This is a genomic window from Alteribacter natronophilus, from assembly GCF_006007885.1.
Lineage (GTDB): Bacteria > Bacillota > Bacilli > Bacillales > Salisediminibacteriaceae > Alteribacter > Alteribacter natronophilus.
The window spans coordinates 327733-354404 of sequence record NZ_VCRO01000004.1; the positions used below are offsets into that span (position 1 = coordinate 327733).

The window sequence follows — 26672 nt, forward strand, 5'->3', positions numbered from 1 at the left end:
AAGCCTTGAAATCAAAGGCTTTCCTTTCATCACCACTTCGATTTTTTATCCAATATGCCATGGGATAATGGATAAACAATCGAAACTTTATTATCCATAATGGACAAAAAATCGAACTTTTAATCAATACATACATAAGAATTACGGGGGAGAAACAGATGAGAACACAGAGACATTACAGGCAGGGAAGCGACACTTTTGAGGATGTATTTAAACATCTGGTTGATACAAAACTGGATGACTTTATCAAAGAGAAGACCAAACAGCAGAGAGCGGGGAACGGTATCCATGAGCTATAGAGTAGGGGCATTCGTAAGGGTTTCAACCGACAGAGTAGAGCAGCGGGCATCGTTGCAAAATCAGAAGGAAATGGTGCAGGACTATATTGAAGAGAAGGGATGGAATCTTGAAAAGCTGTACACTGGCCCGGAATCCGGGACGAAACTGAACTCTTCCATGAAAGAGCTTCTGGAGGATATCGAAAACAAGAACATCGATGTTCTCCTTGTGAAAGACCTTTATCGTCTGGCTAGAAATGCAGAACTGTCACACCGGGTTAAGAACCTTGCAGATGAAAACGGTGTGCATATTGTAACGCTCAACGATATGGTCAATACAATGGAAGGGAAAGATGAGTGGTACGGCTTGTATGCTATCTTTGCACAGATGGAAGCAGAGAACACGAGCCGAAACATTAAACAGATTCTTAAGAAGAAAATGGAGGATGGAAAGTACCTTAACTCCAATCCCCCATACGGCTACCGCATCGAGAACCAAAAGCTCGTTGTAAAAGACGATTACACACCGAGTGTCGTGCGCCGCATTTTCCATGACTACCTAGATGGAAAAAGTCCTGATGGTATGGCAAAGGAACTAACTCTTGAAGGGGTTCCTACTCCAGCACAGGTAAACAACAGAAAAAATGCAGGCTTGAGATGGCACGAGAAGACGGTTAAAGGTATCCTTACAAACAGACACTACATAGGAATGCTTGTTCAGAGACAAACGACTACCATCAGCATTACCACAACCAAGAGAAAATCTATGCCGGAAGAGGAGCAGATTGTTTTTGATGATGTTCATGAGCCGATTGTCTCGAAGGAACTGTTTCAGCAAGTAAAGAAGATGATGGAGAAACGGCAGCGGAACCGAACAGCTCCAACTCATCATCCCTTTTCCAATCTGCTCGTCTGTAAAGACTGCGGGAGCGGCATGAACTACAAGAAAAACCGGAAAGGATACGTGTGTGGTCGTTATGCCAAGTATGGAGTGAATTGCTGCAAGTCTCACCTTATTAAAGAAGCCGTACTCATGGATATTGTGAAGAGGGACTTTATGAGCGGGATGAGTCAGATGGATAAAGAGGTTATGAAAAGAGATTTCTACAATAAGGTGTCTTACTACTCCAAAAGAAATGAGCGGGAAATTGAAAATGTCGAAGGCCGTATCGAAGTCCTTAAGCGCAGAAAAAAGAACCTGGTCACAATGATGGCGGACGGGGAACTGGACAGGGAAAGTTGCCAGGAATCAATTAAAGACGCTGACAAAGAAAAAGCAATCCTTGAAGAAGATTTAAAGAGATTGCAAAATGACCAGGAACAGAACAAACTGGACAAAGCAAATATCGAGGATAATTTTGCCGAGTACCTCTTTTCCGGTTCAACCGCGATTGAAATCATCCATCGGGTAGTAGACAAAGTGTACATTTTCGAGGATGGTACCCAGGATATTCATTACGGCTTCTCGGAACCGGAACTGCATAATGCATCATAGAACACGGGCTGAGGCTCGTGTTTTTGTTTTGCGCACCTTGGTCCTTCCTTACTCATGGCAGTGATACTCTCTGCCCGAAATGGTGTACAGATTTACGAGAGTATATGGATATTTATGTTAAAATAATTGTAGGGGATAGTCAGACTTTGTGATGTATTTAAACTATTGAGGGGGACATATTTTCACACTAAATGCAGAAATGATGAATAAGTAATTAATGTTTTTAAAGAGGATGAGGATAAAGTGAACCATATTAATGAATCACCTTTAATATCCAATGAAAGCTTAAATATACTCACAGCTATAGTTGGTAAACATTTATATAACATTCTAAGTCCTGATATTGTCTTCGAAATCGGGGAAGATTTCTATGAAACTTTATATTCGCCATCCTTGCAACTTGAAGAAGGCTTCATTGTAATTACTAATAATATTATCAGAGATTATGAAAAAAGGTGTTACGCTAATTTTATTATAAAGACTCAAAAATCCCCAGAGAAAGTAGGCTTCAGAAAAGGCTTTTATGATGAAGACTTAAAATATACATTTCCTGCCATCGTAATGACTACTGATAAAAACATGGACATCTGTATAACCTCAAGTAAAAGCGGCCCTGAAGGTATAAGTGTAACATGCAACAAAGAATTGATAAAAAGACTGGCTAACCAATATACACCTATTCATGTTTCCGAATAACAACGCTAATAACTTTTCTTTATTTTCCTTTCTTCAACTAAAGGGAAGCGTTAGTCCAATAAGCTAGCTGTCTTAGTACCTAATTTCTATCTAATAAACCTGCAACAATCAGGCGCGAATATGTAATATGAATTAAGCCCTTTTTATGTAATAGGACTAGATTGTCAAGGGTGCTAGAAGTATGCAGTAATCGATTTTTTAGGGGGGGTTTGATGAAAGAACATCTAACTATTTTGTATATAGTAATGATGGTACTAGCTTCGGTTATTTTTATGATAAGTTTATTTAGTAAAGCTCCGAAACATTCATATAACCGAACAGTAACGTCCTTTATTCTGGCATATGTCTCTGAAATAATACTAGCTTCGGCTATAATATCAATGATAATTTCCTTTATTTTTAATAATACTTTTAACTATTTACCAAGTGATAATCATATTGAGACTTTTGCTCAGAGTTATGCTATTTATCAAATCTTAATTATTGTTATATTACAAGTTAGAAACAATCAAAAAAAAGAAGCCATATATATTCTGAAAAACAATCTAGAAAAAGTTAAATTAGCTGTTAATCTTAAAAGAAAATCAGAAGCTTTTCAGAAGTTGAGTGGCCTCTCTATAAGTGCAGAAAAGCATTCAACGTCTTATAAAGTAATGCTTCCCAATGATGTATATAAGGAATATACAAAGCTGTTAGCTCTGTGTGAGAATTTAAAGGAAGTGTTTGAGTCAGGAAGTGAAGATGAAATTAACGTTATCAAAGACAAAGTAAATTTCGATATTGAAAAGTATTTAATGGATACTGAAACTGATATAGCTACAAGTGGATTGATATGGTCTTCATCATTGCTTCTTTACTTTAAGAAAAGAGGGATTAGTTTAAACATAAGTAGTAAGAAATACTATGGAAGTAAACCGCCTTTCAACTATCGATGTTAAAAGAATTCATACAGACCATTCACAAAATAATCGTATTCACTATTGGTGATTATTCGGCTGCCGTAACCTTTGAAGAACAATGTATTGTCCTCTTCATTCTGGAACGCATATGGTTTTGGTCTAACCGCTAAAGCGGTATCATATCTGGGGTCACCGTAAGCTCCCCCAGACCAGTCAATAACACCTGAAATGGCTCCGTTGTGTACCAGAACATTATCAATCGTATAGTCACCCTAAATGAGATTCCTTATGAACTAAAAGAATTTATAGGTGACATTGAATCCTTAACGTTCCCCCGTCAAGGGTGGACATCTGATGTTGGTATTTTAGAAACGACATCCGGAGCCTTTTACGCATTAAAGCGAACAAAAGAGACCTTATATAATACTTGGCTCGAAAAAGAAGTCGATGTCTTACATACTTTATGTCCCGAAACAAAACTACCGGTCCCTCAAGTATGGAAGTTCCTGGCGGAGAGCAGCAAGAACCAGTCATGGGCCTTAATGGACTTCTTAGAGGGAGAAACCCTAAGAACAGCGCTATTTAATGAAACAAACCGAAAAAAAAGAAGAGAGCTTATCTTAATTGGAGACAAAACGGGAACACCTCCCAAGGATTCTTACAAGGGTAATAACTTCTGAACGTTTTTCGAGATATAATTTCTTACTGCTGCAAGTTCACCTTGCTTAAATTGATAATGAAGATTACCACTTGAGTAGCTATCCGTCGCTTTTTTGATAGTAGTTCGATACTCTTGTGGCAACGCTTTTAATCCCCATTGACCAGCTTCCAGTTTTGAAGAGATTTCACCTTCCTTTAAATACCAGAATACTCTAATTAAATTCAGTATACAGTAGATAGGGTCTACTTCAATATTTTCCAGACAGTCAGAGAAATCACTCATTATTGACGAGATATAATCATCCCGGGGAATTGAAGGAAAGACTTTATGAACCGGTTTGCCTGTCAGACAAATTCCTTTTTCGTGCAAGATTGTGATATGAGCAGCTAAATCTGCATCAGTGTTTATATCTTCGTTCAAATAAATATATGTATCCTCTAATAAATCATCTTCATATCGTTCTCTCCAAAATTCACTATAATGAAAATCAAACGGGCAAGGATGAACCCAATTTTTTAATTGAGCTTCACTTAGAAAGCTGATTTCGATTGGATATGGAGAATTAGAATACTTCAATAATAACGCTGCTAACTGCCTTTTCATATCCACTGTTATTGTTTCTTCCATTAAAACCAATATATCAATATCACTGCTTTTAGGATTAAATCCGCCCATTGCTAAAGAACCGTGAAGATAAAAACCAAGCAAATTATCATTGATTATTTTTGTAATCTCATCCTGCAGAGTAGAAACCAAACTCTGTACGTAGGGAGTACAGGATTCCCATTTAAAATTCATGTACTTTTCCCCTTCCCACTAACTTGTTCAAAAATGAGGTCATGAAGGTTATCAATGAATTATCATTCTCCCAGGTAGATTGTTCTAATTTCATCTTCAACGACTTGATTACCTTCACACTTAACGGTATATGCTTTGGCCATTGGTCGGGAACTGATTGATGAGAATAGCGTTTCATTAATAAAATGAAGAGCACCGCCGTCATCCGCTGCATATCCTTCTATTATTTTCCCTTCTGATAGTAACTGGTGATAGGCCGGTTTTCTTTTGTTCTCGCCATCATAGTGAGGACAGTTGCTGCCCTTGAGGAAACCTAAACAGTCTAACTTATATAACGGAGCATTTAACGGGTCCGTTAATCCCTCTTCAAACCAGCAGATTGAGCCTGCACTTAGCCCGGTAAGTAAAATCCCTTCTGCGTAAGCTTTTTTCAATAAGGTGTCTAGACCCCATTCTTTCCAGAGCAGCAGCATGTTCTTCGTATTACCACCTCCCACATAAATGACATCCTGTTCTAGAGTAAAACTCTCTGTGTCTGTCACTTCCGGTTCAAATAGTGACAGGTGGGAAGGCTGGCAGGGAAGTGTCTGAAATGCCTTATAAAATCGTTCGATATAATTTGTCTGGTCTCCACTGGCGGTGGGAACGAAGCAAACCTTAGGTGCATCGCTTTTGACCTGACTTAGTATGTAGTTATCAAGTAAAAGGTTTTTTGGCTCCATGGAGAACCCGCCGCCACCCATTGCGATAATCTGTCTCAATCCATCATTCCTCCAGTGGGCAATTATATTCCATTTTAAGAAACTCAAATGTACTTCCATTAGTATCTTGCATGAAAGCATCTACCTCTTTAAAAGAAGGCCGTATCGAGGTCCTTAAGCGCAGAAAAAAGAACCTGGTCACAATGATGGCAGATGGGGAACTGGACAGAGAAAGCTACCTGGAATCCATCAAAGACTGATAAAGAGAAAACAATTCTTGAAGAAGATATAATAAGATTACATAATGACCAGGAACAGAACACGCTGGACAAAGCAAACATCGAGCAAAACTTCGCCGAATTCCTCTTCTCAGGGTCAAACACGATTGAAATCATCCATCGGGTAGTTGACAAAGTGTACATTTTTTGAGGATGGCTCTCCGGAGATTCATTACGGCTTCTCGGAACGAGAACTAGAACTGCATAATGCATCTTAAAACACGGGCTGGGGCTCGGGTTTTTGTTTTGACAGCTTGGGCCTTTGCGTTTATACAGTTATTTCTTTACGAAGTAGAAGTTAAATTTACCAGATTGAATGGTTATTTATGTTAAAGTAATATGAGAAGATGACGCGACTTTGTTCAATCTGCATTTAACCAACAGATAACCGGAATTCGAATTGAGGAGGTTAATAACAATGAGATTGACGAAAGATGTAATAAAACAACTCTTAGATATAAATGAGGGGTTTGCGAAAACTACTAATTTCGTAGATAGAAATTTCAAAGAAACTAACCACTACTTAATTAAAGGTGGAAAATTACTCATACGCTCTACTGGTAAGACATCTTGGGCTGATAGCCGTTTTGATAACAAGACCATTGCGGATGTAGACCAAACCAGAAGATTTTTAAGAAAAGTTATTGAAGAGCTAAAAACTGACGGAATCAAGTAGGCATATTCCAATTTATCGTTAGTTAACTCGTAGTTTTCTCATTAAAAAGAGGCTGTAAATAATGACTTAAACTATAGGAGCGTTTGTTACAGAAAAAAATAAATTTACTAAGAGAAAAGCACCTGAAAATGTTCAGGTGCTTTACATTGTTTGAGATAAATGTAATTTTATTTTCATTTGCTATGCGGAATTATTTTCCGGAACCGTTAGGCCCCTTATGTTCTTGTTTATAATTTATATCCAGTAAGTTTTTCATTTGTATGTGCTACAAAACAAGATTCATTGGGAAATGCTTCGATTGGTCGGTGATAGCTTTCTTTATTGAATGACTGACTGTTGATGACCTTACCTTCTTCTGATAGGGTGGCAACAATCGTTTCTAGGTTACTTGAAGCAACCCAGAGTACCTTGTTGTCTGCGGGAGACCAGTAAACGCCTGTTGTGTTGACCTTTGGTATAGTACTGTAGCGCCAGAGCAGTTCGCCGTTATATGAATAACCTCTTATTTCTTTCTTTGTAAGGATAATGATGCGATTAGAGCTCAAGGTAATGGACTGAATATTTTCCTCTTCCTTTAACTCTAACTTTTTCTCTAAATGACTATTAAAAATTTGAACTATTCGTGTACCAATACGCATAGCGAAATCCTTGTTCTCTGATTCAACAGCCTCATAAATAGCTGCTTGAAGCTTTAGTTCTTCGGTTTTTTCATCGCTTGAGAGGCTATATATTTTCTTATCCGTTCTTACCAATTCAAAGTTATTCGTTTTGATTTCATTTAGACCAGCCCCAAAAGGTTTATTTAGCTTCTCTTGCCCCGTTTCATCAAATACTAGCGTCCATTTTCCTTTTTGGTTTCTTTCGAAGTAACCGTTAAACGGCTTTTCTCCTCTATCTACTGTAAAACGAACGTAAGCTTTGTCGTTTGATAGAAATTCGAGCTGAAATCCTTGTGATTTCGATTTAAACTTATGAAGTAGTGTCCCGTCTTTTGAGTAAACTAGGATATCACCTGGTTCATATGTAATTTCATCTTTTTTTGGTTTACTAGTGAAGATGTATTCCCCGTCAGGCGATAAGAATAATGACCACATGCTGGAGTAAATGTGTTCTCTCCATAATTCTTGTTTGTTCGTGTCATAACATACAAGGTAATGACTGCTAAACTCCTTTCTTCTTTGGGCATCCGTCAATTTAGCACGTTCTTCTATAGATTTTTCAGGCGCTTTTTCAACAACATATATAAGGTCATTTTTAGGGTCTACTAAACGATTCCCAAACCACTTATCCTCGCTTTTTAACTCCCATGACTTTTTAAATGGGGTTGTTGCTGCAATTTCAGGTGCGACACCACTTTGTACGTCGAATTCTTCTATATCTTCTATTGTTCTCGCTTCAAAGTGCTTCCACTGGTGATTTTCTGGTGCAAGCCAAAAATAACCTTGTCCATTCCCTTTTCCGTCAAAAAAGATAGAGTGGTTTGATACTACAAATAGTGACATACCAGGATGCCCTTCAGAACCTTTAATTAATTTACCGGTTTCTTTCTGTAATTCATATAAACGGTTATCCTGAGAAACGATGAGGTAAGAGTCTGAGCTTGGAATAAGGTCGATGGTGGAGGCTTCTTTTGGCAACTTGGCTCCGAATATAAATTTCCCATCGTCGTTTAGCCAAAATGTTTCTCCTTCCACAAAGGAAATGATTAATTTATCATCCAACCAAGTGATAAACCTTCCCTCGTTTTTAAATGTGTTAATCCAAAGGAGGTTGCCTTTCTTATCCCAGGCAGAGACGCGTCCTTCGCGTTCCATCAGAAATAGATAACCTGTCTTCGGGTCATGTGTAAAGCCTACAAAAGGAGAGTTGACAGACGCTTTTTCAAAACCTATAGAAAATTGAGCAGCTAGTTTTGTAGCAAATTGACTAATCGCTTCATCTTCCGTTTTCGGTGGTACCGATAAAGAACGTTCTAGTTCAGCATATTTTTTTTGAAGGTCTTTTTTCTTTAGTTCTGAAATTGCGATTCTTGTCTTTAGGGAGGTATTTTGAGGGTCGATTCGATATATTCTATCCATGCTACCGGCAAAAATATCATTCGTTTCCTTACAAACGGAAAGTAAATAAGATGTAAACTTTACTTCTCCGAACATGGAAGCCATGCTTTCTTTAAAAGCCACCCCCCATCTTTGTGTGCCATTTATTTCAAAACAATATAATTCACCAGGACCGTCATATGTTTCTCGTGTTCCTACTAACCAATAATCCTCCCCCATTGCAAAAGAAAAAGGCATCCAGTCGAATTCAAAAAGGTATGCTTCTTGAGATAAGAAATTAATAAAGGCTACTGTTCCTTTATTTTGCAAGATAATCCCTTGTTCAGTTGTTGTTATTGGAGTCATTTTCTCTAGTTTTGTATCTTTCAAAGTGAATTGTTTAATTATGTCCTTTGAGACAATTTCAATGGACCCCGCAGCTTCTGTAATGATTATGTTCTCATTATGAAAAAGGTGGCGGAATTTTCTTCTGGAACGATTTTCAAAACCGGGAAGGGTAGGATTTTCTTTTTCAACGGAAAAGAAAGAAGACCATTCTTTTTTTTCTTCCATCGTGATGGGGATAATCTCTATTTTCTTGTGACGAGGTTTCCTGACACTCACGTAACATTGATTTTGTGACATTTTTGTCTGCTGGAATTTTTCTTTTAACGCTGGGGATGTTTCTTTGGCTTGTTCGGTGGGAGGATTAAAAATACTTTTGATTTTACTAATAATACCCATAATCATGCCTCCTATAATCTTTGATGTTTCAATTGTAACATATGGAAAAAAAGTAAAAATAATAATTCAATCGCAGCCGGTCTTTATGGATGGCGCTATCCCTGTGTTAAAAGAAGCGACCAGAAAAGGTTATGCCATTATCATCATCACTAATCAGTACATCATTGACGAAGGTTGTATTACAGTGGACCAATACCACGATATAAACAGACAAATGGTCGAGCAGCAGACTGTCTGTGATAATGTTCATGAACCAATTATACCGAAGGAACCGTTTTACCAAGTAAAAGAAAATGATGGAGAAACGTCAGAGGCATGAACTATTAGAAATAATAGAAAGGGTATGTATGTGGTCGTTGTGCCAAGTAGGGAGCGAAGTGCTACAAGTCGCATCTTATAAAAGAAGCCGTTCTCATGGAGATTGTGAAGACGGACTTTTATGAGGGGGATGAGTCAGATGGATAAAGAAGTAATGAAAAGAGATTTCCACAAGAAGGTGACTAACTACTCCAAATGAAATGAGCGCGAAATTGAGAATGTAGAAGGCCGCATCGAAGTCCTCAAGCGTAGAAAAAAGGGCCTGGGCACGATGATGGCAGACGGGGAACTGGACAGGGAAAGCTGCCAAATATCCATTAAAGATGCTGACAAAGAAAAAGCAATCCTTGAAGAAGATTTGGAGAGATTTCAGAATGAACAGGAACAGAACACGCTGGACAAAGCAAACATCGAGGAGAATTTTGCCGACTACCTTTTTTCGGGTTAAACAGTGATTGAAATCATCCATCGGGTAGTAGACAAACATCTTCGTGGATGGAACTCCGGATATTTATTACGGATTCTCGGAACTGGAACTGCATATGGCATCTAAAACACGGGCTGAGGCTCGTGTTTTTTTGAGGAACATTTTTGGAACTATCTAAGTGTTTTTAAAAGCTTCACTTCTTAGCAACCGCCCAGCATTGGGGATAAATGATAATATATGGATTTTTATGCTAGGATATAGGGAGAATGCATTTTTAACAAAACTAGATTAATAAATACATTAAGGCTAAGGAGAAATAAAAATGTCTATCCAAGATAAGAAAAATAAAATAAGAAGATTCATTAAACAAGAAAAGTGTATTGATTCACCATTAGGTCCAATAACAGTAGAGGAGAGGATTGGTGAAGGGGGTAATGCCTTAGTCTATAGTAGTAAATTGGGGACCAAACAAGTTGCTCTTAAAATCCTTGCTGAAGATAACAAATCATCCAAATATAAAAGATTCATTACAGAGTTTAGAGAAATTGTTCAACTAGCTGATACTGGAGCAGTAGTTCCAATATACTATTTAGGTCATATTAAAGTTAATGATACAGATTACCCCTATATGCTTATGAGAAAATATCCATTTACATTAGAATCATGGAAAGAAAAGAATGAAATCTCAAATTTTGGTGATATAAAAGGGCTAATTATTCAATTATTTAATATTGTCGCCACCCTGCATAGTAAAGGTATTGTACACCGAGACTTGAAACCTGAGAACATACTCATGACTGAAGATAATCAAATGGTACTGGCCGATTTTGGTATATCTTGGTTCGACCCAGCTATTTATCACCGGTTCGTTGAGACAAGGCGAGGCGATAGAATGGCGAACTTTGACTTTTCCGCTCCTGAGCAATTCGTCAAAGGAAGTGTGGCTCACCCCACTATGGACATCTTCGCTTTAGGACAAATAATCACATGGTTAATTACCGGTGGTGTTGCAAGAGGAAACAGAGAACCCTTAGATAGAGTTGATAATTCTTTCAGTTCGATTGAACCAATGGTAAGTACTATGTTAAATCGCGAAATAGAACAACGACCGCAAAGCATTGATGATGCGAAAGCTATTTGGGATAAGATAATCATTCAGAACGAGCAAAATTATAATCTTCAACAGCAAATGAATAAAGTTATAGTAGACTTAGAAAAGTTTAATGAAGTCTTACTCAATTGTTTTCCTGGAAAAAGAGGACTGATAGACACAACTGACTCAACTAAGATAGATATGGTCTTTACCGAACTGAGTGAAATAATTGGTAAAGTTAACCTGTGGTGGACCCAGGGCGATAGTAACAGTTCTATTGGGAGAAAATTCAATAAGATTAATACAAATGAATGGGTTATGGATAGTACAGAAATAGTTATTGAAAAAATGTGGGCTATGAAACAATCTCATTCTCTTGACCACCAATTTATCTTAATTAAAACTAAGGCAATGTCTGATTTTAGCATTTATGGTGATGGAGGGAAATACGAATGGAGTGAAGCTGGCTGGTTTAAGAATAAATATATTACTAGAGAAGAATATGATGATGGGGTAGCAGAGATGGATGGCACTATAGTTAAATTAGATGGAACTGCTGAAGTAAGGGGAAGAAATCTTATACCTCAATTTTATTTTTTGGCTACTCAGTCACACCCTATATTAATTTCTAATAATGATTTAGTTGTATCAGATATATACAAGAATCTATTGGTGAGAGGGGAACTAATGGAAGAGGATATATATAAGTTAATCCGCTTAAGGAAACATGAGATATCTTCAATGCTAAATTAATCATAAAAACTAACTTTTTATTTATATTCTAAACCTGTAAAAAGCGCTTGTTCTAATATTGAGAATAATCGTAATTTCTTTTAATGTAATGTGAAACTGTAGCTTGGAAACGAATGAATAGTCTTTGTGAAATCTATTAAATGAGGTGGTTTAGGTGATTTTAGAAGACACGATTATGGATTATTTAAAAAAAGATAATGTCAATTTTGCCTTATTAATAAAGGGGGAGTGGGGAAGTGGTAAAACTCACTTTTGGAATAAAGTGTTGAAGAAAAAAATAGCTTATGAGTTAGGTGAGGATAGAATTAACTATGTGTCTTTATATGGTATTAGCAATATAGAGTCATTAAAAAGAGATGTTTATGGGAAATATATAAGCTTAAAAGGGTTTAGTGAACAAAGAATTAAAAGAAAAGAGGCAGGAATTGCTGCAGTAAAGTCATTGGCGCAAGGTGTTACAAACTACTATGGAGTATCTAGTAATGAGATAGAATTCGACTATGAGAAGTTAATTAATATTGATGAAACCATTTTTTGTATAGATGATTTTGAAAGGACACAACTACCAACAACAGAAGTGATGGGTTTTTTAAATAATCTTGTTGAACATAGCGGTGTGAAAATGATTATTCTAGCAAACGAAAACGAGATAGAGGATGAGGATTACCCAAAGGTAAAAGAAAAGCTTATCGGAAAAACTTTAACTTTTAATCTAAATGAAAATGAAGTTATACCAGAGATTCTTGAAATTTCCATTTCAAATAAACTTTTGCTTAACGACCTTAAACGGAATACTCAATCTATCATTAAGGCGTTTGGCAATAGTAACACTAACAATTTAAGAGCACTTATACAAGCTCTAGGAGATATAGAAAGTATATACGAAACTGTAGGAGAGGAGAAAATCAGTGAGGTTAATAAGGATTATAAAGACAGTTTAATTCTTTTCACAATAATTTTATCTTTACAGATAAAAACAAATAGAGTTAGTAGCAAAATATTTAATTCTATTAATTCATTAGGTGATTTTGAGAGTAGGAGAGTAAAGGAGGATGCAAAAAGAAGAATAAATGAGTCGAAAGGGAAGGCTGTCAAACTAGAAGGTTTATTAGATTTTAGCAAGAATTACCTTGAAGGGTATAATATGCAGAGAAAATTTTATAATTCTTCTAAATTATTAGTGTGTAATGGAAATTTAGATAAGGAAAAAATAACACAAGAGTTGAATGAATTAATCACCTTGCAGAATACACCACCTAGTTATGTTTCTCAGATATTAAACATGTATACAATACCAGATGACGAAATAGTTCAAGTAACTAATAAGGCATTAGCTGAAATAAAGCAAGGAACCCCCCTTTTGTCTAATTACTCACCATGTTTTTATATGATAAATGAATTAATAGAATCTAATGTAGTTACCTTACACATAGATGAAGTTTTTAGTATTTTCGAAGAAGGTATCCAAAAGAATACCTACATTAATGAATATAAAGGTAGAGTCTTATACTCATTAGTAAATATAGAAAAAAATGTTGTAAAGCAAGTTAACACTAAGATAATGGAATTCGTGGATGAAAAAGAACATGAGAATATACTGGCTGAAAAAAAAGATTTTATGACTAATGCTTTTAATAATGATACTAGAGATTTTTTCCTGCAAGAATTTCATAGGCGCTCTGAAGAATTGTCAAAACACACTATAAAACCATCCGAATTTCTAGAAAAAGGTTTACTAAACTTCGAAAATGAGGAATTAAATTCTTTCGATATGTCTTTACGGGTAAGGTTTAAAGAGACCAATTTAAGTCCACAAACTAAAGATTGGATTATTGAATTAAAAAATGAGATTGAATGTTACTTAGTAAAACAAAGTGAATCAGTGTTAAGTCATTTAATACTTAAAAGAATCATAGATACTTTAAATGCGTTAATTGAGTTTAAAGAGGAGCCTGAAGTAGAAGAATAAATTTTTAATATAATCCAAGGTAGTTACTAGAGTAATTATACTACAAATTTTACTTTATATTACAAAAAATCTCCCATATGTTATGTTAGAACCGACATAACTACAGAAACCGGGTGATAACGATAACGATGGGAGCAACTTCTTTTTTTAGAGGTGAGTGGGATGTACTCGCTAACTTAGGGGAGCCCGCTGAAAATAACGTTTATCATGACCCGCAGACCACGATTGTGAAGTTGCGCCTGTTTGGGGAAAAGGTAGCGAAGATGATTCTGGCTGCCGAGGGAATTAAGGAAGCTCCCCGAACGACGCAGGTGGTAATACCCTGAGCCGGGAACGGCTCATTGAAAGTAATCCTCATAGTGAGTTCGTGAATTAGGGTATGGTTTCTGTACAATCAAAACCAAATCTTTCGTTACAGTTGGAAGAGAAGCGTCTATCTCTCATTTCTTTAAATGTTATTTGAGTCATGTCAAATTTAGGGGCGACCTTCACTCCGTACAAAAATAAATATTCTTTTTAATGAGTATCCCCTTTGGTCAGAATGACTAGATTTAAGAACGTATGCTGGGTTGTTCTTTAGGGGTGTATCTTAATGACCAATTACTCGGAAATGAATGAGCGTCCACAGTAGGTGCGCCCAATATTTTTTATAAATCATTAATTAAGCCGGGTACATATCTTTCGAAAACATAATCTTCCCATCCTTTTTCTAGCCGTCTTTCAACCTGCCAGACAGGCATGTTCAAAAATAATCCAACTTGAGCACAATTCTTAAATTCACCAATGAAAACTTTACTTTTCTTTATAATTTTATAGACTTTAATAGTCCCGTAAGTCTTCTTTAATTGGTGGATTGCACGTTTTCTTTTCTGAGGGTAAACCTTTTTCTTCCATTCATCTGAATAATCACGTTTTCGGATAAAAATATATCCTTTAGCGGCGTTTTGTCTCTTGTTTAAACAACGTTCAATATCATAGTAAGCAAGTGGGCGTTCGTTGGAGTGTGGGTCATGGTTGTTTAAGTAAGTTAAAGCTTTATTATACCCAATAAATGGCCCTAAGGGTGATGGGTCATTATAATGAAAGGCATAAAAGGATTTTTCTTGAAATTTATTCTCTCTGTACATCTTTATTATTTCTTTTGATAAAGAAAGAGTATTGTATAAATTGCTATGGACAATTTGAGTGACGGTTTCGTAGGAGATTCCAGTAGCTTTAGAAATTTCTTTAAGTGATGATTCTCCTGCTTTTAAGCAATCAAAAATTGCTACAAGTACTTTTGAATAGTAGCCTTCAAAATCACGATTGTTTCTAAATTCGTTAATCTTATTTGCCAAATTGTTTATATCGTGAAGGAGCTTTTTTGTTTTTTTTCTGTTTAGCTGCAGTAATTTTGCCCACGTATAAATACTCATCATAGTTACTGATGAGGATAACTTTGTGATTTCATCTCGTTCCCCGAAAAGATACAGCACTAAAACACTGCTATATACTTGTGGATACTTTGTGACTTCTTTTCCATTTAAGATGGCTTCAATTGAAGGTTTTGATGTTTTGAAATCTATTGCTGTTTCAAAGTCTGAAGTTAAGGCATCTGGCTCTTGTAAATCATCATTGTTAAGATATCTGTTTTTACTCGAATCCGTTATTAAATCTGTATGTTTATTGATAATTGCTTCAATTTCAGCATGAACAATTCTACCTTCAGCAACTTTATAGTCGCAAGGTATAATAGAATTTCCAGAAATGCCACAATGTTCAGATAGAAATTCATTGAAATTTCGACCTAAATTTAATTTGTTCTTGTATTCCAACCAAACATCATAAAGACCCCGACATTGCTTAATTACTTCAGTTACATTTATCTTTTTATTAATATCAATAATTAGAAACAATAAAGTTCGAATTTGATTTAAATCCAACCTTCTTGGATGATTAATCCAATAGAATTTCTTTTGCACAAGTGAATCAGGTAGTCTGTTATTGAAATAATGCTCTGCAAGCTCTTTTTTTGTGTAAAATTCATTGTTTATTGGGGGATAAAAGCAGATAAACTCAACTTGATTAATCCATACATCAATGAATGAACCTTTAAATTTTAATTGAGCTTTTTGATTTTTGTTGTTTGCAAATGGTACATACTTGTTCCACATACCGCCACGCCACTTCAGAATTTCACCGTTTTCATCTATAGTTATGAGCTTTTCCGACATAAGGTGTTTTATATTTTGTAAGTGTTGTTGGAGTAGTGAATCCATATTATGTGGCTCCTTTAAGTATTATAAAAACATTTTAGACAATGAGGATAAGGAGTATTCATTATTTAATGTTAAAGTTTTTCCTTAAGCAAAATCCCACCACACCCCATCATATTTTGTCTGCGACACAACGTCCACACATGTGGAGTGCGTAGCGTAAACCTAATAAATTCCGAATCGACGAAAGCTTTCACACTCTGTGAAGGCTTTTTAAATTTGGAGGGATCCTGTATTGTTGGTGAACATTAGAACTGTCCTACTTGTTTTTGCAGGAAATAACGAGCGATGTATCGGTAAGAACACCCATGAAAGAAGAAGTTAACGGCTGTCATTAACACCGTAAGCAGGTTGCACCTGTGTGTAATCCTCAATTTCCACCTTCTGATTCTAACCAGCACTGATCCCTTTTTTATGTGTTCTTCCAAACTTTTGAGGCATTCCCCCAGATTGGGCTGGGTGGCAAGCTTCGAAAATGGCCTTCAGGCAATAAGTTAATGTTGTATAGGTTGAAGGTGGTGAGTAGATGGGTAGGCGAATAAATCATAATGAACGTGATATCGAGTCGTTAGCAAGGCTCATGATGTCGGAGGCGGTTGGTGAAGGCGCTGTTGGAATGCAGATGGTTGGTACGGTTGTGGCCAACCGGGTGGAGGCAGACTGTGGTCCTGACTTCGAAAATTTACGCACGATCAATCATGCCATTTATCAGGAAATCCCGGGTACTGGGATCCCTCATTTCGAGCCCGTCTTAAATGGATCTCTGTATACACAGCGGCCCGACGAGTCTGACCTGGAGAGGGCAGAGGATATCCTGAGCGGGTTCCGGGAGCCGCGGTCGAGAATGAGCCTGTGGTTTTTTAACCCGAGTCCTGACAGATCATTCCGGGAGCCCTGTACAGACACGATGCCAAGATCCCCGATGACGCAGTTTGAGTTTGCACATAAAAATCATTGCTTCTATGTCGGTGTACCGGGCTATTGTCCGGAGTTTTACGGCTAAAATAAAGAATTGGAGAGGATTTACAGTGACATTAGGACACTCTGGTTATTATCCGATGAATCATGTTCCGGGTTATCATTCTGCATATAGACAACAGGGGCAGAACGTACAGCAGCAGAACGGACAACAGCCCCACCAGCAGCAACAGCTTCAACAGTTTCAACAACCTCAACAGCAGCAAAACGGCTTCCCACCTTCCGGACCGGCATTTGCCACCCCGGTGGTTCCGGCGGGGACCTGGCAGCAATTCCCGGGACGTGTGGTGGAAGAATCCTTTATCGAGAACATCCTTCGGTACAACAAAGGTAAGATCGGGACCTTCTATTATACGTACCGGGGGAACACCAGCTGGAATGCGATGGTGTACACAGGGCGCGTGGAAACGGCGGGCCGTGACCATATTATCATCAGCGACCCGGCCACCGGTAAACGGTACCTGCTTCTGATGTCCAATCTTGACTGGGTGGAATTCGACGAACGAATCAACTACCCTGACTTTGGAATCAGTGAGGAAATTCAGGCTGCGATGATCGAATCGGATTGATGATAAGAACGCTGAAAACCCGCTAATCCATTCAGGGATTTTGCGGGTTTTTGGTGGTTCCAGTCATCAGCAAAGATTATTCCAGATGCGCGGTGGAAACATCGAATGGGAAGTGTGACAGCTTAGAGTGTTACATAACGGGGAGCAGATATGACTTTCAGAATGCTTTTATTTCCACTACCTCCACACATGTGGAGGTAGTGTCTCAGACAATTTACGTGGATAATTAACAATTCATCGAACCGGTAAAGCACCGTTGGTTCTTCCTTTTTGCTGACTTCAATCCGCAGATAGGGTACTGAAGCGCGAATACGCCACCTCATTTTGTCGACATTATTATTCCCTGTGAAACTTTGGAAGTTAATCGTGGATTCAATGTAAATGTTATTCTGCATTGGCGGTTGCTGAAGAACTTGTAAAAGAAAAGGAAGGTACATGCAGGAGAACCGTACTATAAATTTTAAAATATAAATTTGTTAACAGTACGGAGGATGCCTACCAAATATAATAAATTAGTAAGCCAAAATGTTAATACTAAACTACAAAACATTAGTCCTTCTATCAAACAAGCTGCGGAACTGGTAAACGCGATTCTTAATGATCAAATAGGATGTCTATAAATGACAATAAAGTAATCGAGAAAGGCTGTCAGCAGGAAAACCTCTCCTGCCGACAGCCTTTTTGTGCGGTCCCGTGATGTCTGAAAGCTAAGTGGTGAAAGTCCACTGCGGGTTTGGCTTAGGAAACGTTCGCGAACGGCATGGATGTTAAGGATAGATTAGCTAGGTTAACACACGTTGATAGAATTCTTCAAATCGTGGAGAAGGACGATTGTAATTAGAGAAACTAGGAATTAATTAAAGAAAAGTAATAGATTTTAACTATTTTCTAATAACATAAAGGGCCTTCCAACAACGGCTTCAATACGAAAATAACGATCCAGACCCTTTTCACGAAAAGCATGGGTCATGTTAGTAATTGTTTGTAAATCAGGAACGTCATATAGGAAACAGGCATGCCATCCCAGTTGTCCAGATCGGCCAGATGCAAGCACATCCGCATCGATAGTACCAATTAGTTCTGATTCATTACTCTTCCATTCATTAATGATTTCTTTAAACTCTGGAATAATTGTTTTTTCTTTAAATTCTTTTGTTGTATCAAACCATCCAGTTGATTCAAACATAAACATTACTCTTATAGGCGAAGTAATTTTAGGAACAAGTACATCTTCTTCGTCAGACACTTTTTTTCACCTCTTTTATTTGTTTGATTTCTTCCATTCCAGTAATTCGCTTATGTTTTTTATATAATAGTATCCGTTTATTTTTGTTATTGTTCCCGTCTTATCAAGGCTCCTCATTATATTAGAGACGGTTACCCTGGAGGTTCCCGATAAATCGGCCATTTCCTGATGTGTAAATTTAATTGTTACTTTTCTCCCCACCTTGGTTTCTAAGCCGTATTGCTGAGATAGCTTATACAGATACGTGATAACTCTTTCATTTGCATTCATAAAAGTTATTTCACTTATATGATTCTTTAATGAAGTTAATTTTGAGGTGAGGTTAAAAATTAACTTCTTACTTAAGTTTGTATTATTTAAGATGGTTTTCAGGAACTGGTCTCGATGAATGTATGAAATTTTTGAGTCAGTATTTGTAGTTGTTGTAACTATAGCCTCAATCTGTTCTATTGCTGAGCTTTCACCAAAAATACTTCCTTTATTTAATATAATAATTGATTTCTCCTGACCATCCGTATCTAATAAGGAAGCTCTCACTCTCCCTTCCACGATGCAGTAAATATATTGATTGACCTCCCCCTGGTGATAGATAACACTATTTTTTCTATAACTAATTTGAGGACATTTCTCAAAGATATCCAGCCAGTCATTAACATCGTTATGAAACCAAGGTGATTGAAAATTTTGGCTGAAAAAGCTTTGGTCGTCCTGACTTAACATAACTATACACCCCATTTCTTATGAATATTGTAAACTATTTTACAGAAAATTTAAAATCTTTAGATATAATAAAAACAAAATAAGTCGAATGAAACAGTTGGTAAATAGGAGGTAGACAAAATGATAAGTAATACTCTAATTACAGAAGAAGATGCGAAAGAGTGGCAAAAAGAATTTCCCATTTTAAGGGATGTGATCCATGTAGGGAATTGTTCTCAAGCCCCACAAGCGAAGAAAGTGAGGCTGGCTATAGAAAAATACTTAGATAACTGGTTGACCGTAGGAATGGACTGGGAGTATTGGGTGGAAGAAGTAAATCGGTCAAAAGAAGAGTTTGCTAAATTGATTAATGCCAGCCCTGAGGAGGTTGCCATAACTTCCTCTGTTTCACTGGCTACCGCCTCTATTATAGGAGCATTACCATTTGACGAAATAAAGTCCAATATCGTTTTAACAGAAGCAGATTTTCCAACAATCGGTCATGTTAGCCTGGCTCAAGCGAAGAGGCAAGGTTTCGGTGTGGATTTTATACCGGTGAAAAACGGTGAGATCGAAGAAGCGGATTATGAAAAATACGTGAATGACAATACAATGCTAACTTGTGTTACATCAGCTTATTATCAAAACGGTTTTAAGCAAAACTTAAAAAAAATTGGTGAGATTATTCATCAGAAAGGTTCAATCTATTATGTAGATGCCTATCAGGATATTGGTACCTCCCATATAGATGTTAAGGAGATGGATATTGATATTCTTACAACCGGTAACTTGAAGTACTTGTTAGGAATGCCGGGGATAGCATTTATTTACGTTAAGAAAGAATTATCAGAAAGATTAGAACCGTCAATTACAGGTTGGTTTGGAATGAAAAATCCTTTTAGTTTTGAGATAAAAAATTTAGATTATGCACCTGATACGAGAAGGTTTGACACGGGAACGCCGGCGATTCTTACAGCCTTTGCTGCAAGAGCAGGAATGGAGATAATTAATAAAGTTGGACCAAAAAACATAGAAGAGAGAATTGACAGGCTATCGATATTCACTCTGGATTTAATGAGAACTAAAGGAATGGATATTGCCAGCCCTCTCGACATAAAAAGGAAAGGTGCCGTAACAGCCATTAGAGTTCCTAATCCCCATGATGTGGAACGAAAGCTAAAAGAAAAACAAATTATTGCCTCTGCCCGTGGGGATGTTATTCGTATTGCTCCACACTTCTTCACCACTCAGGAAAACCTCAAAATAGTGGTTGATGAATTGGAAGATGTATTAAAGGTATAGTAATACATTTCTTATCTAAGGAGGAGAAGAGTCGATGGAAACACGTATTAAGACGGACGAGGAATATGATGAGAAAGCAGAAGTTGAGAGGCTTATAAAGAAACATACTTATATCATGCCGCGAACAAAGCTCGGGTGGGTTTTATCCAGTATTATAATCGTTTCTTTTTTAATGGTTTATCCGGGGCTAATGTGGGCGAACACAGCTTATCCATTTATTTTAGGAATGCCATTTACCTATGTTTGGCTTACGTTTTGGGTGCATGTAATTATGGCGGCAGGTATATACGCAGCTAAAAAACTTTGGATTTGAGAAGGGGGAGATTATCTTGGATCAAGCAGTCATCTCAATTGTAATAGTTGTGCTGTTTACATTTATTGTACTATCTATAGGGATGTTCGGCTGGGCTAAAAAAATGGATACATCTGCGCAAGATTACTTTGTGGCAAGTAGAACCCTAGGGTTTGCAGCATTATTTTTTACTTACACTGCGACCTATCACAGTGCTTCTGCTTTTCTGGGTACCGGGGGTTTCCTTTATGCCCATGGGATCTCATACTGGGCGATTGGTCCTTATACACAAACAATCGGTGGAATACTTTTGTATTTATTTGGAAGTCGAATTTGGTTGTTAGGTAAAAAGTATAATTACTATACCCCTGGTGATTTGTTAGGAGCATTTTATGAAAGTAAATTTCTTAAAGTCTTAACAGGAATCGTTCTGGCTGCATTTGTAATTCCCTATGTTCAACTTCAGTTGGCTGGTGCAGGTTGGATAACGGAGTTTGTTACCTTTGGAGCTGTCCCTTATGTATGGGGAGCAACTGGCCTTGGGTTAGTTGTATTATTATATGTTTATTTAGGTGGTATGCGTTCTGTTGCTTGGACGGATATTTTTATGGGGGTTTTCATGTTCTTTGCTATTGTAGTTGGAGGTTGGTATTTAACTAATATTCTATTAGGTGGGCCGACCCAGGCATGGCTGACAATTGAAGACAGAACACCTTTACAACTTGTATTACCTGGCGCACCTGGATATTTCACACTACCTATGGCATTTTCCTGGACAGTCATTATTACAATTGGCTTAAGTGTTGCTGCCCCACATGTAATTATGAGAATGTTTTCTGCGACTTCGATCCGCATCCTTAAATGGGTGGCTGTTCTTTCCCCGATATTCCTTGTTTGGATTTATATTTCTTATGTCTGGTTTGGAATGGGAACAAGAGCCCTGTATCCAGGAATAGAATTTCCGGATGAAATTTTACCAAGGTTTCTATTTGAACATACGCCTGTTGTTTTTGCAGCTTTAATCTGTGCAGGTGGATTAGCAGCAATGCTATCAACTGCAAATTCCCAATTACATGCCTCAGGTGCATTATTATCAAGAGATGTTTACAACACTATAAATAAGAATGCTGGTGAAAAGCAGTTAGTTACAGTAGGAAGAGTTGCAATTTTAATTATCTTTGTGTTCTCGGCATTTGCAGCTATTCAAAAGCCTCCTCTTTTAGCTATGTTAATTGCACTTGCTACAGGAGGAATGGCTCAAATCTTTCCCATGTTATTTGGTGCATTATTTTGGCCGCGTGCTACAAAGGCAGGAGCTATTTCAGGTTTTATAGTAGGAACTATTATTATGGTGTGGTTTGAGCTTGGTGGGATCAATTTATTTGGAATGATGCCAGGTTTTTGGGCGCTGGCAGCTAATACCATTGTTTTTGTGGTGGTGAGTTACTCCACTCGACCACAGTCTGCACATATTATTAAGAAGTTCCATGGCTTCTTAGACTCAGAAGAAGCAAAAAATATGTTGAAACTATAGGAGGGGAATGCAACCAGAGGAAAGGAAGATGAAATTACAAATGAATTTTGAAAGTAATTAGATGCTACTATTTGCAAAATTGTTATTCAGTTAAAGGAGTAGGTTTATGAATAGTATTATTAAAATTACTTGGCCTTCTTTAAAAGAAGAAATAAAAGTAAAACTTTTAGAAGATATAAATCCTGACTTATGCGAGCAGATTAAGAACACCTTGCCATTTGAAAGTATACAAAGCCACGCAGTGGTCGCAGGGAAACAAATGTATTGTCCATACCGATTGGTAACACGATTGAGTGATTTAACTTATGAAAACATGAATGAACAGCCAATCGGAAGAATGAATATTGAGTTGGATTTTCAATATTTAGCGATAAATTATGGTCCAATGACAGAGCCTGTTCCTGCACTTCCTGTCGGACAAATATTGGAGGAAGATATCCCTAATCTAATGCAGGTTGGAGAAAAAGTTTGGAATAATTTATTATACTCAGACGATTACCTTATAGTACATATGACCTTAGAAGGGAGGTTTGGCGATGAATGAGATAGTGACCTTCAAGAAGGAAGTTGAAGAAGAGATTACTAACATTTGGATAAACGAACCAGAGGATATTTTTGTACTTAAAAAGGGATACCTCCCATCCGGAGCAGGTATATATGATCAATACTTTTCTGTGCTTGTAATGTTAAGTGGAGAAATGAGATCACTGGGGATACACGCTTTTGCAGACTTAATGGCGTTTGCCGAAAGCCCGGCCTTTCAAATGGATCAGATAAGAATAATGGTGAAAAGAATACTAAAAATTGATTGTGGGGTGATTAGCTATTTTGGCCTTCCTAAATATGGAGGATTTTTGAATCGATATTATGCTTTAATAGATACTATTGAAACAAAGGAAGAATTTATTGACGTAACAAGATCAATGTTTACTTTAACAAACCGCTATCAAATGTGGTTACACCAAATCTTTCCGTGGGGAATTTCAATGTTTTTTAAACAAAAACAGCCGGATGATTATAAACAAACCTATGAAACATTAAAGGAAGTAACAGAAAAAGGAAGATGAAAACTTTAATTCCCTCCCCGACCCAAAGAATTAATAAACATTTATTGTTGAAGTCAGTTTGTAAAGTATTTAATGGTTAGTATTTTTTTAATTCGATATGGTGTGTAAATAAAAATTACATGGAGGCAAACATGTATACAACTGGAACTGCCTTTTTGGAAGGGTTATATGAAGCTGGTGTTTCCTATATTTTTGCTAACTTAGGAAGCGATCATCCAGCAATTATAGAGAGTTTGGCAAGAGCAAAAAAAGAAAACAAAGAATTGCCAGCAGTTATTACTTGCCCTCATGAATTCGTTGCACTTAGCGCTGCCCATGGTTACGCTCAGCTGACAGGTGAGCCTCAAGCTGTACTGGTTCATGTTGAATGTGGGACACAAAATCTTGGGGGAGCTATTCATAACGCCTATAAAAGCAGAGTACCTGTTCTGATTTTTGCAGGTGCCTCTCCGTACACACAGGAAGGAGAACTTACAGGTAGTAGAAATGAATTCATCCACTGGATACAAGATGTACGTGATCAACGGGGAATTGTTCGTGGTTATACAAAATATGATAATGAAATTAGGACAGGATTTAATGTGAAGCAGCTTATTTATCGTTCCTTGCAAATAGCTAAAAGTGATCCGGCTGGTCCTGTATATTTAATGGGCCCAAGAGAGGTGATGGAAGAGGAAACAACGCCAGTGACGCTGGAAAATGAGCTTTGGCAGCCTATTTTACCTGGGGCGATTGCACCTGAGCAGTTAGACGAATTAACAAGGGACCTTTTAGCAGCCAATGCCCCACTTATTGTAACCTCGTACTTAGGCAGAAACACAGATGCTGTAGGCGAACTTGTTAAATTGAGTGAGAAACTCTCAATTCCTATTATTGAGTCTATCCCTCACCACATGAATTTCCCTCACAATAACCCTATGCATTGTGGTTCTCAATGGAATGTTTCAACACAAAATAAACTGCTCGCTGACGCAGATTTTGTGCTTGTAATTGATAGTGACGTACCGTGGATTCAAACAAAAAATAAACCGTCTGATAAGGCGAAAATATACTATCTTGATGTCGATCCTCTTAAGGAAGAAATGCCACTTTGGTATATTCCATCTAAGCAGTTTTTGAAAGCGGATTCATATATCGCACTTCAGCAAATCAACAAACATCTTAATGAATATGAGATTGATCAGGACGCTGTTTCTAAGCGTTGGTGGAAGTATTCTGAAGTCCATAATTCCTTAATGGCAGAAAAACGAAATGTTGAAGAAACGAGAACTGATATTATTACTCCAGAATATATAGTTGCTTGTGTAAGAGATGTCATTGATAAAGAAAACACTATTGTTCTGAATGAAGCGATCACTAATTATCCAGCAGTCTCTAATCATATTGAAGTAGACAGACCAGGTTCATATTTTGGAAGCGGGGCAGGTTCTTTGGGGTGGAATGGGGGTGCCGCAATCGGAATGAAACTGGCTAACCCTGACAAAACGATTGTCAGCCTGACTGGAGATGGTTCATATATGTTCAGCGTTCCATCAACCGTTCATTGGATGGCTAATCGATATAATACTCCATTTTTGACGGTGATCTTCAATAATTCAGGTTGGAAAGCGCCGAAAATGTCTACTTTAGGTGTCCATCCGAGAGGGGTTGCAAATGAAACAGAAGAATTCTGGGTGAGCTTTGACCCGACATCTGATCTGGCCGGAATTGCTGAGTCGGCTGGGAATGCCTACCCTATTAATGTTGAAGAACGAGCAGAATTGAGAAGTGCTTTAGAAGAAGGGGTAAACAAAGTTAACGAAGGACGGGCCGTGGTTATTAATGTGACAATTCCTCATGTTTACAAGGATGGTGATACTCGCGCTAGAGGAAAAAACACGATTATCCAAACAGATACTATGTAGAGGAGGAAATGAAATGAGTGTAAAGACAGAACTTTTAGGAGACCTTTTAACTGGAATCGTTGAAGAGAAGGTGAAAATAGTAGATTTAACCCAAATTTTAAATGAAGAAACACCTGTTATACAGTTACCGCCTCCATTTAAAAATACAGGGGGGTTTAAGTTCAAGAAACTTTCAGAATATGATGAAGATGGGCCGGTATGCTATTGGAATGATTTTGAAGCCGGCGAACATTGTGGTACCCATTTTGATGCACCGGTGCATTGGGTTTCGGGAAAAGATGGAGATTCAGTTGATACAATGCCAGTTAAAAATATGTTTGGTGAAGCTTGTGTTATAGATATCACAAAAAAAGTAGAAGAAAACCCTGATTATTGCCTGTCCATTGATGATATTAAAAAATTTGAAGCTACACATGGCGAGATTCCCAGTCACTCTTTTGTCATTATCCATACAGGGTGGGATCAATATAACAGTAACTCTGAAAAGTATTTTAACATTGGAGAGGACGGCCAGCCACACACACCTGGCATATCAAAAGAGGCTTCAATCTTTTTAGTTGAGGAGAGGGATATCCTTGGAGTCGGTGTTGAGACGGTAGGCACAGATGCTGGTATCGCGGGTTCATTTGACCCTCCTTTTCCAAACCATCATTATATGCACCAGGCAAATAAATACGGAATTGCCCAGCTTTCAAATATAGATAAACTGCCTCCAAGAGGGGCGGTATTAGTAGTAAATCCTTTAAAAATTGAAAGAGGAAGTGGGAGTCCATTACGTGTACTGGCGTTGATTGAGAGATAAATGAGAAAAATCAGGAACCAATTTCATAAAGTGAGTGCTTGAGTATTCAGGAGATAAACATATTGTTGTGTTAATACTCTGCGGATAGATAAACCAGTGAAAATATAGAAGGCAGCCCAACAGGACCCTTGGTTTGGGGGACCTCTGGTTATTTTAGATCAAACATAAAAGAGAATTTTTGAAGCAATTTATTTTGGAGATC

At 37.4% G+C, this 26672-nt stretch carries 26 protein-coding genes and 2 pseudogenes; 20 read left to right on the forward strand and 8 right to left on the reverse strand.

Features of this window, described 5'->3' with window-relative positions; all coding sequences use genetic code 11:
* Window positions 1–158: 158 nt before the first annotated feature.
* The 4 genes from FGB90_RS19750 (at window position 159) to FGB90_RS14515 (ending at window position 3407) form a co-directional block, all read left to right on the forward strand.
* Entirely contained in the window at window positions 159–299 is a 141-nt protein-coding gene (locus FGB90_RS19750; RefSeq protein WP_171051848.1) for a hypothetical protein, read from the forward strand.
* A complete protein-coding gene (locus FGB90_RS14505; protein WP_171051849.1) occupies window positions 289–1773 on the forward strand; it encodes a recombinase family protein in 1485 nt (494 codons plus the stop codon). The genes FGB90_RS19750 and FGB90_RS14505 overlap by 11 nt, the downstream gene beginning before the upstream one ends.
* Before the next feature lie 243 nt (window positions 1774–2016).
* Window positions 2017–2469 carry a hypothetical protein gene (locus FGB90_RS14510; RefSeq protein ID WP_138811562.1) on the forward strand — a complete coding sequence of 151 codons (453 nt, stop codon included), beginning with the start codon at window positions 2017–2019 and terminating at the stop codon, window positions 2467–2469.
* A 212-nt stretch (window positions 2470–2681) separates the two neighbouring features.
* The gene (locus tag FGB90_RS14515; RefSeq protein ID WP_138811563.1) at window positions 2682–3407 is read left to right on the forward strand and encodes a hypothetical protein; all 726 of its coding nucleotides are present in this window, start codon (window positions 2682–2684) and stop codon (window positions 3405–3407) included.
* Here FGB90_RS14515 and FGB90_RS14520 read toward each other — a convergent pair.
* Window positions 3404–3640: pseudogene (locus tag FGB90_RS14520) on the reverse strand (phosphotransferase family protein); the annotation flags it as partial. The gene FGB90_RS14515 and the pseudogene FGB90_RS14520 sit on opposite strands and share 4 nt — an antisense overlap.
* On the opposite strand from FGB90_RS14520, the gene FGB90_RS14525 reads away from it, so the two are divergent.
* Window positions 3608–4048: a phosphotransferase family protein gene (locus tag FGB90_RS14525; protein WP_138811564.1), complete on the forward strand. Its 441-nt coding sequence runs from the start codon at window positions 3608–3610 to the stop codon at window positions 4046–4048. The pseudogene FGB90_RS14520 and the gene FGB90_RS14525 overlap by 33 nt on opposite strands.
* Here the strand turns inward: FGB90_RS14525 and FGB90_RS14530 are convergent.
* Both FGB90_RS14530 and FGB90_RS14535 read right to left on the reverse strand, forming a co-directional pair.
* A complete protein-coding gene (locus FGB90_RS14530; RefSeq protein ID WP_138811565.1) occupies window positions 4027–4827 on the reverse strand; it encodes an aminoglycoside adenylyltransferase domain-containing protein in 801 nt (266 codons plus the stop codon). The two genes, FGB90_RS14525 and FGB90_RS14530, sit on opposite strands and share 22 nt — an antisense overlap.
* A 62-nt stretch (window positions 4828–4889) precedes the next feature.
* Entirely contained in the window at window positions 4890–5588 is a 699-nt protein-coding gene (locus FGB90_RS14535) for a Type 1 glutamine amidotransferase-like domain-containing protein (protein WP_246056192.1), read from the reverse strand.
* A gap of 636 nt (window positions 5589–6224) precedes the next feature.
* Between FGB90_RS14535 and FGB90_RS14540 the strand changes: the two genes are divergently transcribed.
* Window positions 6225–6482, forward strand: a complete 258-nt coding sequence (locus FGB90_RS14540) for a hypothetical protein (protein ID WP_138811567.1) — start codon at window positions 6225–6227, stop codon at window positions 6480–6482.
* A gap of 227 nt (window positions 6483–6709) precedes the next feature.
* On the opposite strand, the gene FGB90_RS14545 is transcribed toward FGB90_RS14540, so the two are convergent.
* On the reverse strand, window positions 6710–9262 hold the full coding sequence (locus FGB90_RS14545) for a PQQ-binding-like beta-propeller repeat protein (RefSeq protein WP_138811568.1): 2553 nt from the start codon (window positions 9260–9262) through the stop codon (window positions 6710–6712).
* Between FGB90_RS14545 and FGB90_RS14550 the strand changes: the two genes are divergently transcribed.
* From FGB90_RS14550 to FGB90_RS20005, 5 genes and pseudogenes are all read left to right on the forward strand, one after another.
* Window positions 9240–9581: a hypothetical protein gene (locus tag FGB90_RS14550; RefSeq protein WP_138811569.1), complete on the forward strand. Its 342-nt coding sequence runs from the start codon at window positions 9240–9242 to the stop codon at window positions 9579–9581. The genes FGB90_RS14545 and FGB90_RS14550 overlap by 23 nt on opposite strands.
* A gap of 270 nt (window positions 9582–9851) precedes the next feature.
* A complete protein-coding gene (locus FGB90_RS19755) occupies window positions 9852–10028 on the forward strand; it encodes a hypothetical protein (RefSeq protein ID WP_171051850.1) in 177 nt (58 codons plus the stop codon).
* Window positions 10029–10329: 301 nt separating this feature from the next.
* Window positions 10330–11853 carry a serine/threonine-protein kinase gene (locus FGB90_RS14555; RefSeq protein WP_138811570.1) on the forward strand — a complete coding sequence of 508 codons (1524 nt, stop codon included), beginning with the start codon at window positions 10330–10332 and terminating at the stop codon, window positions 11851–11853.
* A gap of 154 nt (window positions 11854–12007) precedes the next feature.
* The gene (locus FGB90_RS14560) at window positions 12008–13822 is read left to right on the forward strand and encodes a P-loop NTPase fold protein (protein WP_138811571.1); all 1815 of its coding nucleotides are present in this window, start codon (window positions 12008–12010) and stop codon (window positions 13820–13822) included.
* Window positions 13823–13950: 128 nt separating this feature from the next.
* A pseudogene (locus FGB90_RS20005) lies at window positions 13951–14136 on the forward strand (hypothetical protein); the annotation flags it as partial.
* 333 nt (window positions 14137–14469) lie between these two features.
* Here the strand turns inward: FGB90_RS20005 and FGB90_RS14570 are convergent.
* The gene (locus FGB90_RS14570) at window positions 14470–16080 is read right to left on the reverse strand and encodes a hypothetical protein (protein ID WP_138811572.1); all 1611 of its coding nucleotides are present in this window, start codon (window positions 16078–16080) and stop codon (window positions 14470–14472) included.
* A gap of 523 nt (window positions 16081–16603) precedes the next feature.
* On the opposite strand from FGB90_RS14570, the gene FGB90_RS14575 reads away from it, so the two are divergent.
* Window positions 16604–17080, forward strand: coding sequence for a cell wall hydrolase (locus FGB90_RS14575; RefSeq protein ID WP_138811573.1), 477 nt, complete (start codon window positions 16604–16606; stop codon window positions 17078–17080).
* 20 nt (window positions 17081–17100) lie between these two features.
* Here the strand turns inward: FGB90_RS14575 and FGB90_RS20215 are convergent, their stop codons facing one another.
* Window positions 17101–17289, reverse strand: coding sequence for a hypothetical protein (locus FGB90_RS20215; protein ID WP_438502702.1), 189 nt, complete (start codon window positions 17287–17289; stop codon window positions 17101–17103).
* A 53-nt stretch (window positions 17290–17342) separates the two neighbouring features.
* Here FGB90_RS20215 and gerQ point away from each other — a divergent pair, with 53 nt between their 5' ends.
* Window positions 17343–17624, forward strand: coding sequence for a spore coat protein GerQ (gene gerQ / locus FGB90_RS20220; RefSeq protein WP_438502703.1), 282 nt, complete (start codon window positions 17343–17345; stop codon window positions 17622–17624).
* A gap of 877 nt (window positions 17625–18501) precedes the next feature.
* Here the strand turns inward: gerQ and FGB90_RS14585 are convergent.
* Both FGB90_RS14585 and FGB90_RS14590 read right to left on the reverse strand, forming a co-directional pair.
* On the reverse strand, window positions 18502–18870 hold the full coding sequence (locus FGB90_RS14585) for a hypothetical protein (RefSeq protein WP_246056194.1): 369 nt from the start codon (window positions 18868–18870) through the stop codon (window positions 18502–18504).
* Window positions 18871–18885: 15 nt separating this feature from the next.
* Window positions 18886–19590: a Crp/Fnr family transcriptional regulator gene (locus FGB90_RS14590; RefSeq protein WP_171051851.1), complete on the reverse strand. Its 705-nt coding sequence runs from the start codon at window positions 19588–19590 to the stop codon at window positions 18886–18888.
* A gap of 120 nt (window positions 19591–19710) precedes the next feature.
* On the opposite strand from FGB90_RS14590, the gene FGB90_RS14595 reads away from it, so the two are divergent.
* From FGB90_RS14595 to FGB90_RS14625, 7 genes are all read left to right on the forward strand, one after another.
* Window positions 19711–20871 (forward strand): aminotransferase class V-fold PLP-dependent enzyme, encoded by a 1161-nt coding sequence (locus tag FGB90_RS14595; protein ID WP_138811575.1) that lies wholly within the window; start codon window positions 19711–19713, stop codon window positions 20869–20871.
* Window positions 20872–20905: 34 nt separating this feature from the next.
* A complete protein-coding gene (locus FGB90_RS14600; RefSeq protein WP_138811576.1) occupies window positions 20906–21184 on the forward strand; it encodes a hypothetical protein in 279 nt (92 codons plus the stop codon).
* A 16-nt stretch (window positions 21185–21200) separates the two neighbouring features.
* Window positions 21201–22697, forward strand: a complete 1497-nt coding sequence (locus FGB90_RS14605) for a sodium:solute symporter family protein (protein ID WP_138811577.1) — start codon at window positions 21201–21203, stop codon at window positions 22695–22697.
* A 106-nt stretch (window positions 22698–22803) separates the two neighbouring features.
* Entirely contained in the window at window positions 22804–23241 is a 438-nt protein-coding gene (locus FGB90_RS14610; RefSeq protein WP_138811578.1) for a hypothetical protein, read from the forward strand.
* Window positions 23234–23764, forward strand: coding sequence for a cucumopine synthase-related protein (locus FGB90_RS14615; RefSeq protein ID WP_138811579.1), 531 nt, complete (start codon window positions 23234–23236; stop codon window positions 23762–23764). The genes FGB90_RS14610 and FGB90_RS14615 overlap by 8 nt, the downstream gene beginning before the upstream one ends.
* A gap of 131 nt (window positions 23765–23895) precedes the next feature.
* The gene (locus FGB90_RS14620; protein WP_138811580.1) at window positions 23896–25668 is read left to right on the forward strand and encodes a thiamine pyrophosphate-requiring protein; all 1773 of its coding nucleotides are present in this window, start codon (window positions 23896–23898) and stop codon (window positions 25666–25668) included.
* 13 nt (window positions 25669–25681) lie between these two features.
* Window positions 25682–26470, forward strand: a complete 789-nt coding sequence (locus FGB90_RS14625; RefSeq protein ID WP_138811581.1) for a cyclase family protein — start codon at window positions 25682–25684, stop codon at window positions 26468–26470.
* Window positions 26471–26672 lie beyond the last annotated feature (202 nt).

What these genes read in the sequence shown, in the direction of transcription:
- FGB90_RS14620 (WP_138811580.1), top strand. Translation starts at nt 23,896, where the DNA reads ATGTATACAACTGGAACTGCCTTTTTGGAAGGGTTATATGAAGCTGGT.
- FGB90_RS20215 (WP_438502702.1), bottom strand. Translation starts at nt 17,289, where the DNA reads ATGCCGGTCCGGAAGGTGGGAAGCCGTTTTGCTGCTGTTGAGGTTGTT.
- FGB90_RS14625 (WP_138811581.1), top strand. Translation starts at nt 25,682, where the DNA reads ATGAGTGTAAAGACAGAACTTTTAGGAGACCTTTTAACTGGAATCGTT.
- FGB90_RS14600 (WP_138811576.1), top strand. Translation starts at nt 20,906, where the DNA reads ATGGAAACACGTATTAAGACGGACGAGGAATATGATGAGAAAGCAGAA.
- FGB90_RS14610 (WP_138811578.1), top strand. Translation starts at nt 22,804, where the DNA reads ATGAATAGTATTATTAAAATTACTTGGCCTTCTTTAAAAGAAGAAATA.
- FGB90_RS14555 (WP_138811570.1), top strand. Translation starts at nt 10,330, where the DNA reads ATGTCTATCCAAGATAAGAAAAATAAAATAAGAAGATTCATTAAACAA.
- FGB90_RS14570 (WP_138811572.1), bottom strand. Translation starts at nt 16,080, where the DNA reads ATGGATTCACTACTCCAACAACACTTACAAAATATAAAACACCTTATG.
- FGB90_RS14505 (WP_171051849.1), top strand. Translation starts at nt 289, where the DNA reads ATGAGCTATAGAGTAGGGGCATTCGTAAGGGTTTCAACCGACAGAGTA.
- FGB90_RS19755 (WP_171051850.1), top strand. Translation starts at nt 9,852, where the DNA reads ATGATGGCAGACGGGGAACTGGACAGGGAAAGCTGCCAAATATCCATT.
- FGB90_RS14540 (WP_138811567.1), top strand. Translation starts at nt 6,225, where the DNA reads ATGAGATTGACGAAAGATGTAATAAAACAACTCTTAGATATAAATGAG.
- FGB90_RS14575 (WP_138811573.1), top strand. Translation starts at nt 16,604, where the DNA reads ATGGGTAGGCGAATAAATCATAATGAACGTGATATCGAGTCGTTAGCA.
- FGB90_RS14590 (WP_171051851.1), bottom strand. Translation starts at nt 19,590, where the DNA reads ATGTTAAGTCAGGACGACCAAAGCTTTTTCAGCCAAAATTTTCAATCA.
- FGB90_RS14615 (WP_138811579.1), top strand. Translation starts at nt 23,234, where the DNA reads ATGAATGAGATAGTGACCTTCAAGAAGGAAGTTGAAGAAGAGATTACT.
- FGB90_RS14515 (WP_138811563.1), top strand. Translation starts at nt 2,682, where the DNA reads ATGAAAGAACATCTAACTATTTTGTATATAGTAATGATGGTACTAGCT.
- FGB90_RS14545 (WP_138811568.1), bottom strand. Translation starts at nt 9,262, where the DNA reads ATGGGTATTATTAGTAAAATCAAAAGTATTTTTAATCCTCCCACCGAA.
- FGB90_RS14595 (WP_138811575.1), top strand. Translation starts at nt 19,711, where the DNA reads ATGATAAGTAATACTCTAATTACAGAAGAAGATGCGAAAGAGTGGCAA.
- FGB90_RS19750 (WP_171051848.1), top strand. Translation starts at nt 159, where the DNA reads ATGAGAACACAGAGACATTACAGGCAGGGAAGCGACACTTTTGAGGAT.
- FGB90_RS14530 (WP_138811565.1), bottom strand. Translation starts at nt 4,827, where the DNA reads ATGAATTTTAAATGGGAATCCTGTACTCCCTACGTACAGAGTTTGGTT.